Origin of the sequence: Curtobacterium caseinilyticum (assembly GCF_030363035.1) — a bacterium.
Taxonomy (GTDB): Bacteria; Actinomycetota; Actinomycetes; order Actinomycetales; family Microbacteriaceae; genus Curtobacterium; species Curtobacterium caseinilyticum.
In genome coordinates this window covers 131,978-145,922 of record NZ_JAUCMN010000007.1, presented here as the reverse complement: position 1 = coordinate 145,922, position 13,945 = coordinate 131,978, and the positions used below count along the sequence as shown (strand labels likewise).

General features: G+C 70.5%; 12 protein-coding genes and 1 tRNA gene. 8 read left to right on the top strand and 5 right to left on the bottom strand.

Going from position 1 to position 13,945, the window contains the following annotated elements; translation table 11 throughout:
• Nucleotides 1–27: 27 nt before the first annotated feature.
• Nucleotides 28–1,143 (bottom strand): GNAT family N-acetyltransferase, encoded by a 1,116-nt coding sequence (locus QUG93_RS11430; protein WP_289473986.1) that lies wholly within the window; start codon nt 1,141–1,143, stop codon nt 28–30.
• Between the two features lie 305 nt (nt 1,144–1,448).
• Nucleotides 1,449–1,535: transfer RNA gene (locus QUG93_RS11425), tRNA-Leu, on the bottom strand.
• 110 nt (nt 1,536–1,645) lie between these two features.
• On the opposite strand from QUG93_RS11425, the gene QUG93_RS11420 reads away from it, so the two are divergent.
• The 7 genes from QUG93_RS11420 (at nt 1,646) to pknB (ending at nt 10,849) form a co-directional block, all read left to right on the top strand.
• Nucleotides 1,646–2,326, top strand: coding sequence for an FHA domain-containing protein (locus QUG93_RS11420; RefSeq protein ID WP_289473985.1), 681 nt, complete (start codon nt 1,646–1,648; stop codon nt 2,324–2,326).
• On the top strand, nt 2,323–2,880 hold the full coding sequence (locus tag QUG93_RS11415) for an FHA domain-containing protein FhaB/FipA (RefSeq protein WP_289473984.1): 558 nt from the start codon (nt 2,323–2,325) through the stop codon (nt 2,878–2,880). Before QUG93_RS11420 ends, QUG93_RS11415 begins: the two co-directional genes overlap by 4 nt.
• A gap of 7 nt (nt 2,881–2,887) precedes the next feature.
• Nucleotides 2,888–4,258: a Stp1/IreP family PP2C-type Ser/Thr phosphatase gene (locus QUG93_RS11410; RefSeq protein ID WP_289473983.1), complete on the top strand. Its 1,371-nt coding sequence runs from the start codon at nt 2,888–2,890 to the stop codon at nt 4,256–4,258.
• Nucleotides 4,255–5,691: an FtsW/RodA/SpoVE family cell cycle protein gene (locus QUG93_RS11405; RefSeq protein WP_289473982.1), complete on the top strand. Its 1,437-nt coding sequence runs from the start codon at nt 4,255–4,257 to the stop codon at nt 5,689–5,691. The genes QUG93_RS11410 and QUG93_RS11405 overlap by 4 nt, the downstream gene beginning before the upstream one ends.
• Nucleotides 5,688–7,142 (top strand): peptidoglycan D,D-transpeptidase FtsI family protein, encoded by a 1,455-nt coding sequence (locus QUG93_RS11400; RefSeq protein ID WP_289473981.1) that lies wholly within the window; start codon nt 5,688–5,690, stop codon nt 7,140–7,142. The genes QUG93_RS11405 and QUG93_RS11400 overlap by 4 nt, the downstream gene beginning before the upstream one ends.
• A complete protein-coding gene (locus QUG93_RS11395) occupies nt 7,139–8,911 on the top strand; it encodes a protein kinase domain-containing protein (protein ID WP_289473980.1) in 1,773 nt (590 codons plus the stop codon). Before QUG93_RS11400 ends, QUG93_RS11395 begins: the two co-directional genes overlap by 4 nt.
• Nucleotides 8,912–9,031: 120 nt before the next feature.
• The gene (pknB, locus tag QUG93_RS11390; protein ID WP_289473979.1) at nt 9,032–10,849 is read left to right on the top strand and encodes a Stk1 family PASTA domain-containing Ser/Thr kinase; all 1,818 of its coding nucleotides are present in this window, start codon (nt 9,032–9,034) and stop codon (nt 10,847–10,849) included.
• Between the two features lie 317 nt (nt 10,850–11,166).
• Here pknB and QUG93_RS11385 read toward each other — a convergent pair whose 3' ends face one another.
• On the bottom strand, nt 11,167–11,811 hold the full coding sequence (locus QUG93_RS11385; protein ID WP_289473978.1) for an anthranilate synthase component II: 645 nt from the start codon (nt 11,809–11,811) through the stop codon (nt 11,167–11,169).
• 79 nt (nt 11,812–11,890) lie between these two features.
• On the opposite strand from QUG93_RS11385, the gene QUG93_RS11380 reads away from it, so the two are divergent.
• Nucleotides 11,891–12,145: a cell division protein CrgA gene (locus QUG93_RS11380; protein WP_111228127.1), complete on the top strand. Its 255-nt coding sequence runs from the start codon at nt 11,891–11,893 to the stop codon at nt 12,143–12,145.
• 378 nt (nt 12,146–12,523) lie between these two features.
• On the opposite strand, the gene QUG93_RS11375 is transcribed toward QUG93_RS11380, so the two are convergent.
• Both QUG93_RS11375 and QUG93_RS11370 read right to left on the bottom strand, forming a co-directional pair.
• Complete coding sequence (locus tag QUG93_RS11375) at nt 12,524–13,387, bottom strand: rhomboid family intramembrane serine protease (protein ID WP_289473977.1); 864 nt, start codon at nt 13,385–13,387, stop codon at nt 12,524–12,526.
• A gap of 5 nt (nt 13,388–13,392) precedes the next feature.
• A complete protein-coding gene (locus QUG93_RS11370) occupies nt 13,393–13,932 on the bottom strand; it encodes a peptidylprolyl isomerase (protein ID WP_289473976.1) in 540 nt (179 codons plus the stop codon).
• Nucleotides 13,933–13,945: the final 13 nt, after the last annotated feature.

Below are 13,945 nucleotides of genomic sequence, written 5' to 3'. Positions count from 1 at the left end.
CGGCCGGTCGACGGGACGCCCGCGGGGTCAGGGCACGCGGACGAACCGGGTCGACCCGCGGTCCCGTCGCCGGAACCCGAGCTGCTCGTAGAGCCGGATCGCCCCGGTGTTCGTCGACGCCGCGTGCAGCATCGGCGTCTCCCCGCGCTCCCGCACACCGTGCGCGACCGCGAGCACCAGGCGCCGTCCGAGGCCCTGCCCCCGGTGCTCCTCGTCGGTGCACACGGCGCTGATCTCGGTCCACCCCGGCGGGTGCAGCCGCTCCCCCGCCATCGCGACGAGCCGCCCGCCGCATCGGATGCCGAGGTACCGACCGAGCTCGATCGTGCGCGGCAGGAACGGCCCCGGCCGCGTCCGCTCCACCAGGGCCACGGCCTCGTCGACGTCGTCCGGTCCGAGCTCCAGCACCTCGGGGTCGGCCACGCCCTCGACGGCCTCCCCGGTGAGCTGCACACCACCGTCCGGCCCGGCAGGGGTCCACCCTGCGGGCAGCTCGACGTCCGTCCCGATCCCGAGCACGGCACCGGGACCGAGGAGCGACCGGACGTCCTGCCAGTCCTGTGGTGACGGCGGTCGCGGCACACCGGTCCAGACGGACACGTCGGTCCGGTAGCGCGCCACCTCCCCGCGGCGCTCGGCGAACCGTGCGTGCGCACCGTTCAGGGAGGCCAGCGCCGGGGCGTCCAGCACCCGTGTCGGCGTGCCGTCGGCCGCGGTCCGCAGGTCGCGGACCCGCAGCGCCGCTCCCCGCGCGTCGCCCCCGGTGAACCCGGCGTCCTCGAGCACGCGGCGGTCACCGTCCCGCCACCCCGCGGTGTCGACGACCACGGCCGCGGCGTACCGCGCTGACGCACGCGCCACCACCGCGTCGAGGAGCGTGCGCAGGTCGGTCGGGTCCGGCTCGGCCTGGAGGCGCGCCTCGACCTCGCCGGGCACCGTCACCTCGGACAGGTGGCCGCCGTGGGCCCCCGCCACGATCCCGGCACCACCGCTGCGGTCCGTCGTCCAGAGCTCGCCGGCGCCGCCGGCGAGCGGTCGCCGCAGCGCTGATCCGTCGCGCACCCGTCCGTCCTGCGTCGAGCTGTCGCGTCCCGGTCCCCGCAGGAGCGCGGGCTGGTCCGTCGGCACCGTGTCGTCCGTCACCCGACCAGTGTCGCGGACCGCTGGCCGCCGCCGGCCACGGTTGCCCCGCGTGACGGAGCCACCCCGGGACCGGGGCGACCGACCGGTCGGGGCCGCGCCGTGCCTCCAGGCCGAGGCGGACGGAGTCGGATCGGAGCCGGCTCCCGCGGAACCGACGCGGTCGGGACCGGCACGGGCGGAACCGGCACGGTCGGGACGGGCACGGGCGGAACCGGCACGGTCGGGACGGGCACGGGCGGAACCGGCACGACCGGAGCCGGGAACGCGAGAAGGCCCCCGGATTCCTCCGGGGGCCTTCCCTCACCTGGTGCGCGAGGGGGGACTTGAACCCCCACGCCGTTGCCAGCACACGGACCTGAACCGTGCGCGTCTACCAATTCCGCCACTCGCGCCAGCCCGGCAACACTACCACGCAGCGGAGGGTGCCCGTGACCACGCTCAGACGGGCCGCGGCGGCACCCACTACCATGCAGGGGTCCCTGACCGACGACCACGGAGACACATGGGCCTCTTGGACAGCTTCGAGCGAGGGTTGGAGCGCGCCGTGAACGGCGCCTTCGCGAAGACCTTCCGCTCCGGCGTGCAGCCCGTCGAGATCTCCAGTGCCCTGCGGCGGGAGCTCGACACGAAGGCCGCCGTCGTCTCCCGCGAGCGCATCCTCGTGCCGAACGAGTTCACCGTGCGGCTCGCCCCACCGGACCACTCGCGCATGCACGACATCGGCCGGCCGCTCATCGACGAGCTGTCCCAGATGGTCCAGCAGCACGCGGTCGCGCAGAACTACTCGTTCTCGGGGCCGGTCTCGATCACCCTGCAGCAGGACGGCACGCTGTCGACGGGCATCCTGCAGATCGACTCGTCGACGGTGCAGCGTGACGTGGCGTGGGTCGCCGTGCTCGACATCGGGTCGCAGCGGCACAAGCTGCAGCGCGGGCGCACCGTCATCGGCCGCGGGACCGACGCCGACATCACGGTGGCCGACACCGGCACGAGCCGGAAGCACGTCGAGGTGATCTGGGACGGCAAGCACGCGCAGGCCAACGACCTCGGGTCGACGAACGGCTCGAAGCTGAACGGCGAGCGCTTCCAGCAGGCCATCGTCGAGCCCGACTCCACCATCGAGATCGGTCGTACCCGTATGGTGTTCCGGGTGATCCCCGAGAACGACGGAGGTGCTCGATGACCACAGGGCTGACCCTGCTCGTCCTGCGCTTCGCGTTCCTCGCGGTGCTCTGGCTGTTCGTGTTCGTGATCGTCTTCGCCCTGCGGAGCGACCTGTTCGGCCAGCGCGTCCGCACCATCCCGACCGATCCGAAGGCCGGCGCCTCCGCTCCGACGACCCCGACCGCACCCGCAGCGGCTGCGTCGGCACCCGCCTCCGCCGGCGCGTTCACCGAGCTCATCGGCCAGTCCGGCGGCGCACAGCAGCAACCGGCGCCCTCCGGCGTCGCGACCAGGCTCGTCATCACCGAGGGCTCGCGCGAGGGCATCGAGATGCCGCTCGGGGGTGGTCCGATCACCATCGGACGCTCCAGCGAGTCGAACGTCGTGATCCGCGACGACTACACCTCGACCCACCACGCCCGCCTCGACCTCCGGGCCGAGGGCTGGGTCCTGTCCGACCTCGAGTCCACGAACGGCACGTTCGTCAACGGTCAGAAGGTGACCGGCCCCGTGACCGTCGCGGAACGGACGCCGATCACGATCGGGACGACGACGTTCGAGCTGCGGCGGTAACCGGGACATGACCGCTCGCACGCTGAGCGCCGCTGTGTCCCACGTGGGGCGCATCCGCGCCAACAACCAGGACTCCGGGTACGCCGGCACGCACCTGTTCGCCGTGGCGGACGGCATGGGCGGGCACGCGGGCGGCGACGTCGCCTCGGCGATCGCGATCCGCCGGATCCGCGAGGTCGACCGCGAGTTCCCGTCCGCGCACGACGCCGAGTTCGCCCTGCAGTCCGCGCTCATCGCCGCCAACCAGCTGATCACCGAGACGGTGTTCGAGCACCAGGAGCTCACGGGCATGGGCACCACGGTGTCCGCCCTCATCCGTGTCGGCGAGCAGATCGCCATCGCCCACATCGGCGACTCGCGCATCTACCGGATGCGCGACGGCGAGCTGCAGCAGATCACCTCCGACCACACCTTCGTGCAGCGCCTGGTCGACAGCGGCCGGATCACCCCGGAGGAAGCCGCCGTCCACCCGCGTCGATCCGTGCTCATGCGCGTGCTCGGCGACGTCGACGCCGCTCCCGAGGTCGACACCGCCGTCATGGACATCCAGACCGGCGACCGCTGGCTGCTCTGCTCCGACGGCCTCTCGTCGTACCTGGCCGAGGAGCGCATCCGCCACGCCCTCGCGTCGAACATGGACGCGAACCAGGTGACGCAGCGCCTGGTCAAGGAGACCCTCGACCACGGCGCCCCGGACAACGTCACCGTCGTCGTGATGGACGTCACCGACACCGAGCCGGAGGACGACGACGACGCCGCGACGACCGTCGGGTCCGCCGCCGCACCGCTGACCTTCGAGGCGTCGACCGGCCGCAAGCCGATCCGCCTCCCCACGATCCTGCTCCACCCGCTCAAGGTCTCCGCCGCGCCGGAGGACTCGCACTTCGAGCCCGAGTCGGACCAGTTCTTCGCCGAGCTCATCGCCGAGGACCGCCGTCGCCGCATCCGTCGCCGCATCGCCTGGTCGATCGCCCTCGTCGCCGCCGTCGCCGCCCTGGTCGGTGCGGTGTTCCTCGGTTGGCGGATCACGCAGGCGCACTACTACGTCGGCGTCGACCGCGGCACCGTCGCGATCTACCAGGGCGTCCAGCAGTCGATCGGGCCGATCGCGCTGTCCGACGTCTACGAGGACACGGACATCAGGGTCTCGTCGTTGCCCGACTACACCCGCGAGAACGTCCGCTCGACGATCAACGCGCAGTCACTGTCCGACGCTCGCGACATCGTCGACCGCCTGCGGAAGGCCGCCGAGACCGGACAGGACCAGGCCGGCACGGGCGGTGACGGCGGCTCCTCGTCGCCGACCCCCACGCCGTCCGGCTCGGGATCGCCGTCCGGCAGCGCGTCGCCCTCCGCGTCGCCGGGAGCCCGTCGGTGAGCGCCGCGACCGCGCAGTCCTTCACGCAGGCCATCACCATCAAGCTGCGGGAGCCGGCACGCGCCCGGAACCTCGAGCTCGTCCTGCTCGTCATCGCCTGCGGCATCTGCGCGGGGGCGATGGTGCTCGTGCAGCTCGGCACCAAGGGCCGCGTCTTCGACACCGGCGTGCTCTGGGTCGGCGGCGGCATCCTCGGGCTCGCGCTGGTGATGCACGTGGTGCTCCGCGTCGTCGCCAAGCACGCCGACCCGTTCGTGCTGCCGATCGCCCTGGTCCTGAACGGCATCGGCATCGCCGAGATCTACCGCATCGACGTGCACAACGGCCTGACCGGCTGGGACGCCATCGGCGTCAAGCAGATCGTCTGGACGATGCTCGCCATGGTCCTCGCGACCATCACGGTGATCGCCGTCCGCAACCACCGCTTCCTGCAGCGCTACCGGTACATCTTCATGGCCGTGACGATCGCGCTCCTGCTCCTGCCGATGCTGCCCGTCATCGGCAACAACGTCGGCGGCGCACGGGTCTGGATCCGCATCGGGCCGTTCTCGTTCCAGCCCGGCGAGCTCGCGAAGATCACGATGGCGCTGTTCTTCGCCGGCTACCTGGTCACCGCACGCGACTCGCTGTCGATCGTCGGCAGGAAGTTCGCGGGGATGACCTTCCCGCGGGCGCGCGACCTCGGTCCGATCCTGGTGATGTGGGCCGCCGCGATGGCCGTCCTGGTCTTCCAGCGCGACCTCGGCACGGCCCTGCTCTACTTCGGCCTGTTCCTCGTGATGATCTACGTCGCGACGGCCCGGCTCAGCTGGGTGGCGATCGGCCTCACGCTGTTCATCGGCGGCGCGCTCGTCGCCCAGTCGGTGCTCGTCTACGTGCACGGGCGCTTCGAGCAGTGGCTCGACCCGTTCGACCAGACCATCTACGACCGCCAGACCCAGGGCAGCTACCAGCTCGTGCAGGGCCTGTTCGGCTTCGCGAACGGCGGGATCACCGGCACCGGTCTCGGACAGGGCCGCCCGTACATCACCCCGGTCGCGAACGCCGACTACATCATCGCCTCGCTCGGCGAGGAGCTCGGTCTCATCGGCGTCTTCGCGATCCTGGCACTCTTCATCGTCCTCGCGTCGCGGGGTCTGCGCGTGGCCTTCATGGCCCAGGACGACTTCGGCAAGCTGCTCGGCGTCGGCTTCGGCTTCATCATCGCCCTGCAGGTCTTCGTCGTCGTCGGCGGCATCACCCGGATCATCCCGGTGACGGGCCTCACGACGCCGTTCATGGCGGCCGGTGGTTCGTCGCTCATCGCGAACTGGATCGTCGCGGCGATGCTGCTGCGGCTCACCGACTCGATCCCAGCCGAACAACGTGTCCAGCAGGGCGCGATCCCGGCCGCTCGCGGTCGTGGCGCGTCCAGGAAGGAGCGCACCCGGTGAACCGACAGCTCCGCGGCGTCTCGACCGTCATCGTGCTCATGTTCGTCGCGCTCTTCGTGTCGACGACGTCGATCCAGTTCTTCGCGGCCGACTCCCTGCGCGCCGACTCGCGCAACTCCCGCACGATCCTCGACAGCTACTCGACCAAGCGCGGCGCCATCCTGGTCGACGGCAGCCCGATCGCCGAGTCCACCCCCTCGGACGACCAGTACCAGTACCAGCGGAAGTACACCAACGGTGCGCTCTACTCCGCCGTGACCGGGTACTTCACCATCGGCCAGGGCAACACGGGCATCGAGAGCGCCGAGAACGCGGTGCTCTCCGGCAACTCCGACGCCTCGTTCTTCCAGAACCTCAACGCGATCCTGACCGGGCAGGACGTCCAGGGCGACAACGTCAACCTGACGATCGACCCCGACGTGCAGCAGGCCGCGTACGACGCCCTCGGGCAGAAATCCGGCGCGGTGGTCGCGATCCAGCCGAGCACCGGCAAGATCCTGGCGATGGTGTCGAAGCCGGCCTACGACCCGAACTCGCTCACCTCGCACGACACCGCACAGGTGAAGCAGCAGTACGACGCGCTCCTGCAGCAGAGCCCGACCCCGCTGCAGAACCGCGCGATCGGCGGCGACCTGTACACGCCGGGCTCGGTCTTCAAGCTCATCGTCGCGTCGGCCGCGCTCAAGGACGGCAAGTACTCGCTCGACTCCGAGTTCCCGAACCCCTCGCGCCTACAGCTGCCCGGCACGAGCACCTACATCAACAACGCCGAGGGCGGGTCCTGCGGCGGTGGCGACAAGGTCAAGCTCCGCACGGCCATCCAGTACTCGTGCAACATCCCGTTCGCGGAGCTCGGGCAGAAGCTCGGCTACGACACGATCAAGTCCGTCGCCGACGAGTACGGGTTCGGCGACGCGATCGACGTGCCCATGCGCGCCACCGCGAGCCAGTACCCCGACGTCGACTCGACCGCCCAGCTCATGCTGAGCTCGTTCGGCCAGGCCAGCGTGCGCGTCTCGCCGCTGCAGATGGCGATGGTCTCCGCCGGCATCGCGAACGGCGGCAAGGTCATGCAGCCCTCGCTCGTCGACTCGATCACCACGAGCGACCTGAAGACCGTCGAGTCGTTCTCGCCGAAGCAGTACAGCGACCCGCTGTCCGGCTCCGAGGCAGCCGACCTGACCGAGGCGATGCAGAGCGTCGTCAGCGGCGGGACCGGCACCAATGCCAAGATCGACGGTGTCGACGTCGCAGGGAAGACGGGCACGGCGGAGGGCGGTACGGGTGACCCGTACACGCTGTGGTTCACGGGGTTCGCCCCGGCCAAGGACCCGGAGGTGGCCGTCGCGGTCGTCGTCGGGAACGGCGGCGGACTCGGGCAGTCCGGCGTCGGCAACACGGTCGCGGCCCCGGTCGCGAAGAAAGTCATGGAGGCGGTGCTGAACAAATGAGACCCACCAGCGGACTCACCTTCGGTGGGCGGTACCAGCTCTCCTCCCGTGTCGCGATCGGCGGCATGGGTGAGGTGTGGCAGGCGACCGACCTCGTCATCGGCCGGACCGTCGCACTCAAGATCCTCAAGGACGAGTACCTCGGCGACCCGGGCTTCCTCGAGCGCTTCCGCGCCGAGGCCCGGCACGCCGCGCTCGTCAACCACGAGGGCATCGCCAACGTCTTCGACTACGGCGAGGAGGACGGCAGCGCCTACCTCGTGATGGAGCTCGTCCCGGGCGAGGCCCTGTCGACCATGATCGAGCGGGAGCACACGCTGCCGGTCGACAAGGTGCTCGACATCGTCGCGCAGACCGCGAACGCCCTGCAGGCCGCACACGCGGTCGGCCTGGTGCACCGTGACATCAAGCCCGGCAACCTGCTCATCACGCCCGACGGCCGCGTGAAGATCACCGACTTCGGCATCGCCCGCATCGCCGACCAGGTCCCGCTCACCGCGACCGGCCAGGTCATGGGCACGGTGCAGTACCTGTCCCCGGAGCAGGCGAGCGGCCACCCGGCGTCGCCGTCGACCGACATCTACTCGCTCGGCATCGTCGCGTACGAGGCCCTGGCCGGACGCCGCCCCTTCACGGGCGAGTCGCAGGTCGCGATCGCGATGGCGCACATCAACGAGCAGCCGCCCGCGCTGCCCGGCGACGTCCCGGAGCCGGTGGCCGCCCTCGTGCTGTCCTGCATCGCGAAGAAGCCGGCGGAGCGCCCGGCGACGGCGGCGAACCTCGCGCGCGCAGCCCAGGCGCTGCGCCGGGGTGACGTCGCCGCGGCGACCGTCGCGGTGCCTGCCGTCGGCGGTGCCGGGACCGTGGCGTTCAACCCGCCGCAGCGCCCGGGTGACGATGCCGCCACCGCGCTGATCGGCACGTCGGCCGGTGCGGTCGCGGGTCCTCCCGGTACCCCCGGCTCGCCCGTCGCCCCCGAGGACGAGGAACCGAGGAAGAAGCGCGCCTGGATCTGGTGGCTCGTCGGGATCGTCGCCCTGCTCGTCATCGGCGGCGTGGTCGCCGCGTTCGCGATCAACGGCTCGAGCGAGCCGGACCCCACGCGGTCCGCCGCGCCGAGCCCGTCGGCGACCCGCGAGACGCCCTCGTCCTCCCCGACCCCGACCGCCACGCCCACCTCGACGCGTGTCGTCGTGAACAAGAGCGACTACGTCGGCCGCAGCACCGAGGACGCCCGCGCGGCCCTGCAGGGTCTCGGGTTCCAGGTGAACGTGCAGGACGGCAGCCCGGCGCCCTCGGCCGACCAGGCGAACACCGTCGCGGACCTCACCCCCACGGGCAGCGTCACCAAGGGCGCGCTCATCACGATCACGCAGTACACGACCCCGCCGACGGCCAACAAGCCGAACAGCCCGTCCGCCGGCACCGTGTCCGACAGCGGCCAGGTCACCTTCAGCTGGTCGGCAGCGACCTGCCCGGACGGGTACTCCGTCTCGAAGTACACCTGGACCGTGTCGAACGGCAAGGACGCCTCGGGGGCGACCTCGGGTGACACCACGTCGACCGCGGTCACCATCCAGGCCGACGCCGCGGGCAAGCAGGTCGTCTTCGCGTACAACGTGACCTGCGCCAGCCAGTCCGGTGGGACCCTGGCCGCCTCGGAGAACTCGGACTCGGCGACCGCCACCTGGGAGCCCACGGACGTCGAGACGCCGACCGACCCGGGCCAGGGCACCGACCCGACCGGCGGCCCGCAGGACGCCAACTGACGTGACCCGAACGGGGGCTGTCGACACCGTTGTGTAACGGTTCGTCGGCGGCCCCCGCGGTCAGCCTCCCGCCAGAGAGGGCTGCCGTACACTGTCCCGGACGAGCATTCGGAGGAGTACGTGCCAGAAGGTGTGACCGCGGGGATCACGCTCCTCGCCGACCGCTACGAGATCGGTGACGTCATCGGTCGTGGCGGCATGGCGACGGTGCACCTGGGGACCGACACCCGTCTCGGGCGCAAGGTCGCGGTGAAGCTCCTGAAGCCGAGCCTGGCGAACGACCCGGCGTTCCGCATCCGCTTCCGGCAGGAGGCGCAGGCCGCCGCACGCATGGCGCACCCGACGATCGTGCGCGTCTACGACGCGGGCGAGGAGACCGTCACCGAGCCCTCCGGCGCCGAGGTGCAGGTGCCGTACATCGTGATGGAGCACGTCGACGGACGCGCGCTGTCCGACGTCCTCGACGACGGGCCGCTCGCCCCAGACGAAGCCGTCCGGATCACCGAGGGCATCCTGACCGCCCTCGAGTACTCGCACCGCGCCGGCGTGGTGCACCGCGACATCAAGCCCGCGAACGTCATGGTCACGCACAGCGGCCAGGTCAAGGTGATGGACTTCGGCATCGCGCGGGCCATCACCGACACGTCGGCGACGGTCGCGCAGACCACGTCGATCCTCGGGACCGCCTCGTACTTCTCACCGGAGCAAGCCCGGGGCGAGACCGTAGACGCGCGAACCGACCTCTACTCCACCGGCGTGGTGCTCTTCGAGCTCCTGACCGGTCGCCCGCCGTTCACCGGTGACTCCCCGGTGGCGGTCGCGTACCAGCACGTCAGCGAGCAGCCCGTCGCACCGTCGACGATCTCGCCGGACGTCTCCCCGGCCCTCGACGCCGTGACGCTGCACGCCATGGTGAAGGACCGCACGCGCCGGTTCCAGACCGCGGCGGAGTTCCGGACGGACCTCCAGCAGGCCGCGGCCGGCAAGGTCCCGGTGTCGACCCGGAAGCTGCAGCAGAACGCCGCGCACGACGCGTCGACCATGCTCTTCGGCGTGAACCCGCGCACGACGTCGAACCCCGCGGTCGCGTTCCGTGAGCTCGACGACGACACCGCCGAGCACCGCCCGCAGCGCACGCAGAACCGCCCGCCGGTCGCGTGGATCTGGCTCGGCATCATCCTCACGGCCGCGGTCATCGCCGGCGTCGTCTTCTTCGTCGCGAACCTGCAGCCCGGGAAGGCCCCGGTGTCGTCCTCGGTGTCCGTGCCGAACGTCGTCGGAGCCACCTGGGACTCGGCGCAGGGCGAGCTCCGGAAGCGTGACCTCAGCGCGGTCGAGGTCGGCGAGAACTCCGACGACGTCGCGAAGGACACCGTCATCCGGACCGAGCCCGGCTCCGGGACGAACGTCGCCCGCAACCAGAGCATCCGTGTCGTGGTGTCCCTCGGCCCGGAGCAGGTCGCCGTCCCCGAGGTCGCGAACCAGACCCAGCAGGCCGCACAGCAGGCACTCGAGGACGCCGGGTTCGAGGTCGGTGCGATCAACTCCGACTACTCGCCGGACGTCCCCGAGGGCACGGTCATGAGCAGCGACCCCGACGCGAGCACGCAGCTCGAGAAGGGTTCCGTCGTCAACCTCACCGTGTCCAACGGCAAGGTGCAGATGCCGGACGTGACCCAGCAGCCGATCTCGGCAGCCAACGCCACGCTCGCCAACCTCGGCCTGACCGTGGACGCGGCACCCACCTACACCTGCACGGGCAGCACCGTGACGCAGCAGAGCGCACCGAAGGGTGACATCGCGCAGGGCAGCTCGGTCACCCTGACGTACTGCGCCGCGGCGGCGCAGCAGCCGTCGCAGGCGCCGTCAGAGCCGGCGCAGGACGGCGGCGACCAGGGTGATGACGGCGGGCAGGACGGCGGCGACGGCGGGCAGTAGCCCGTTCGGGTCCCACCTCCTGCCAGGGGTCCCTCCTGCAACGGGTCCGGACCCGGCCTGGAGGCACTGCTCCGGTCCGCATCGCGGCCGCACTCCACCGTACGGCCCGCTTCGTCCACCGCCGCACCCCCGGGATGCTTCGTCGCGTGGGTGGGACGGTCAAGCGCCACACACGAGCGGGCCTGCCGCCCGCTCCGGTGGGCGGCCGCCCACGGTCGGGGCTTCCTCGGTCAGCCGCCTACGGCAGAGCTTCCTCGGTCAGCCGCCCACGGCCGGGCCTCCTCGGTCAGCCGCGTACGGCCGTGCGGCCGGGCCCGTCAGGCGCGGTGGGATGCGATGAGGGGGTTGAGCCCCGCTGCACGTTCGGCAGCGCCACCCAGGCCGGTCGTCTCGAGCCAGTTGCCGACCATGCGGTAGCCACCCTCGGTCAGGACGGACTCGGGGTGGAACTGCACGCCGTACACCGGGTGGTCCTTGTGCTCCACGCCCATGATGACCCCGCCGCCGGTCCGCGCCGTGACGGTGAGCTCGTCGGGCACGGTGCCGTCGACGATGGCGAGCGAGTGGTACCGCGTGGCCGTGAACGGGTGCGGGACGCCCGTGAAGAGCACGCTGTCGTCGTGGTCGACCTGCGAGGTCTTGCCGTGCATGAGTTCCTCGGCGTGGGTCACGGTCGCGCCCAGGGCCTCGGCGATCGCCTGGTGCCCGAGGCAGACGCCCAGCAGGGGCTTCTCGGCCTCGATCGCCGCACGCACGGTCGGGATCGAGACACCGGCGTCCGCCGGGGTGCCCGGGCCGGGGGACAGCAGCACGCCGTCGTAGTCGGCGATGCGCTCGGCGATCTCGGCCTCCGGGAAGGCGTCGTTGCGGACCACGTCCGTCTCGGCACCGAGCTGCTGGACGTAGCCGTTGAGCGTGTAGACGAAGCTGTCGTAGTTGTCGACGACGAGGATCTTGGTCATCGGATCACCGTACTCGTGGGGGATGTGCGCAGGCTCCTGAGGGTCTTCCCACACACGCTGTCACGGTAGGATACCGGCCATGGCCAAGGACAAGGACCGCACCAAGCCCGCCCGGAGGACCCGAGCCGACTCGGTCGACACGGCGGGCGACCAGCCCAACCCCGTGTGGTTCAAGCCGGTCATGTTCGGCTTCATGCTCGTGGGGCTCGCGTGGGTGATCGTCTTCTACATCTCGAACACGACGCTGCCCGTGCCGTCCCTCGGCTCGTGGAACATCCTGATCGGCTTCGGCATCATGTTCATCGGGTTCCTCATGACCACCCGGTGGCGCTGACTCCGCTCCTCCCGCATCGACGCCCGTCGTACCGCTCGGTACGGCGGGCGTCGTCGTTGTGTGCAACGCCGCCGTCTCCGGTGGATGACGTCCGCGCTCTCTCCACAAGCCCCTACGCGCCCAGGGCTGGCCGTCCACAAGCCCGGCACGCTTCTCCACAGTTCTCCACACTTTCCACACGGTCATCCACACCACCGCCCCCGAGTTATCCACAGCGCCGTCCACAGTGGGGATAATCACACGCGTGTAACTCACCTCGTTGTCCACAGTTGTGGACAAATCGCGCGCTCGGTGTGGACAACTCGCGCGCCCGGGCGGAGAACGAGAACGCCCCGCCACACCGAGGTGTGACGGGGCGTCCAGCGAACGGATCCTGGCTCAGATCGCGTAGCCGCCGATGCTCACGTACGCCGCTCCGATGCCTGCGATGAGCAGGACAGCCTCCGCGACGAGCAGGCCGATCTGGAGCCTGCGCTGCCGGATGTTGCGCGTCTTCGAGAACACGAACCCGGTGACGAACCCGAGCACGATCCCGCCGACGTGTGCCTGCCAGGAGATGTTCGTCCCCGGCAGGAAGCCCACGACGAGGTTCAGTCCCATGATCACCAGCAGCTGTACGGCGTTGTAGCCGAGGCTGCGCTGGATCACGAAGAACGCCGCGAACAGGCCGAAGATGGCACCGGACGCTCCGACGACCGGCGTCCCGGGCGTGAGCAGCGACACCGCCAGGTCACCGCCGAGCCCCGCCAGGAAGTACAGCGCGACGAACCGCCACGTCCCGAGCAGGTTCTCGAGGATGCGTCCGAAGATGAACACGGCGAGCATGTTGAAGCCGATGTGGAAGATCGACGAGTGCACGAACAGGCCGGTGACGAGTCGCCACGGCTGGGTGCCGACGAGCGGCGTCCAGTAGCTCAACCACGAGTTGACGATCCCGCCGGACAGCACGTCGAGCAGCCAGACCACGACCGACACGGCGATGATCACCGTCGTCGCCTTCTGGTCGAGCATCGCGAACCGGCGCCGAGCGACCGTCAGACCACTCGGCGCCCCTGATGCCCGTCGGTTCGCCTGGAACTGCGCGCGCTGCTCACGCACGCACTCCGGGCAGTGGACACCCACCGCGGCCGGCGTCTGGCACTCGGTGCAGATCGTCCGCCCGCACCGCTGGCAGAGGATGAAGCTCTGCCGGTCGGGGTGTCGGTAGCAGGAGTCGTTCCGCCCGGCAGGCTGGTCGGTCACCGGGTTCAGACGTCCTCGACGTCGATGCTCTCGATCACGACGTCGTCGAGGGGCTTGTCGCGACCGTCGGTCGGGACACCCTCGATCGCGTCGACGACCGCGCGGGACTCGTCGTCCGCGACCTCGCCGAAGATGGTGTGCTTGCCCTGGAGCCAGGGGGTCGCCACCGTGGTGATGAAGAACTGCGAGCCGTTCGTCCCGCGACCGCCCTGGATGCCGGCGTTCGCCATCGCGAAGATGTACGGCTGCTGGAAGGTGAGCTCCGGGTGGATCTCGTCGTCGAAGCGGTAGCCCGGGCCACCGATGCCCTGACCGAGCGGGTCGCCGCCCTGGATCATGAAGTCCTTGATGATGCGGTGGAAGACGACACCGTCGTAGAGCTTGTCGGTCGAGACCTTGCCCGTGCCGGGGTGCGTCCACTCCTGCTTGCCGGTCGCGAGGTCGACGAAGTTCTTGACGGTCTTCGGAGCGTGGTTGCCGAACAGGTTGACGCGGATGTCGCCCTTGTTCGTGTGGATCGTTGCGACAGCGGTGTGCAGAGACATGTGTCGATTCTCG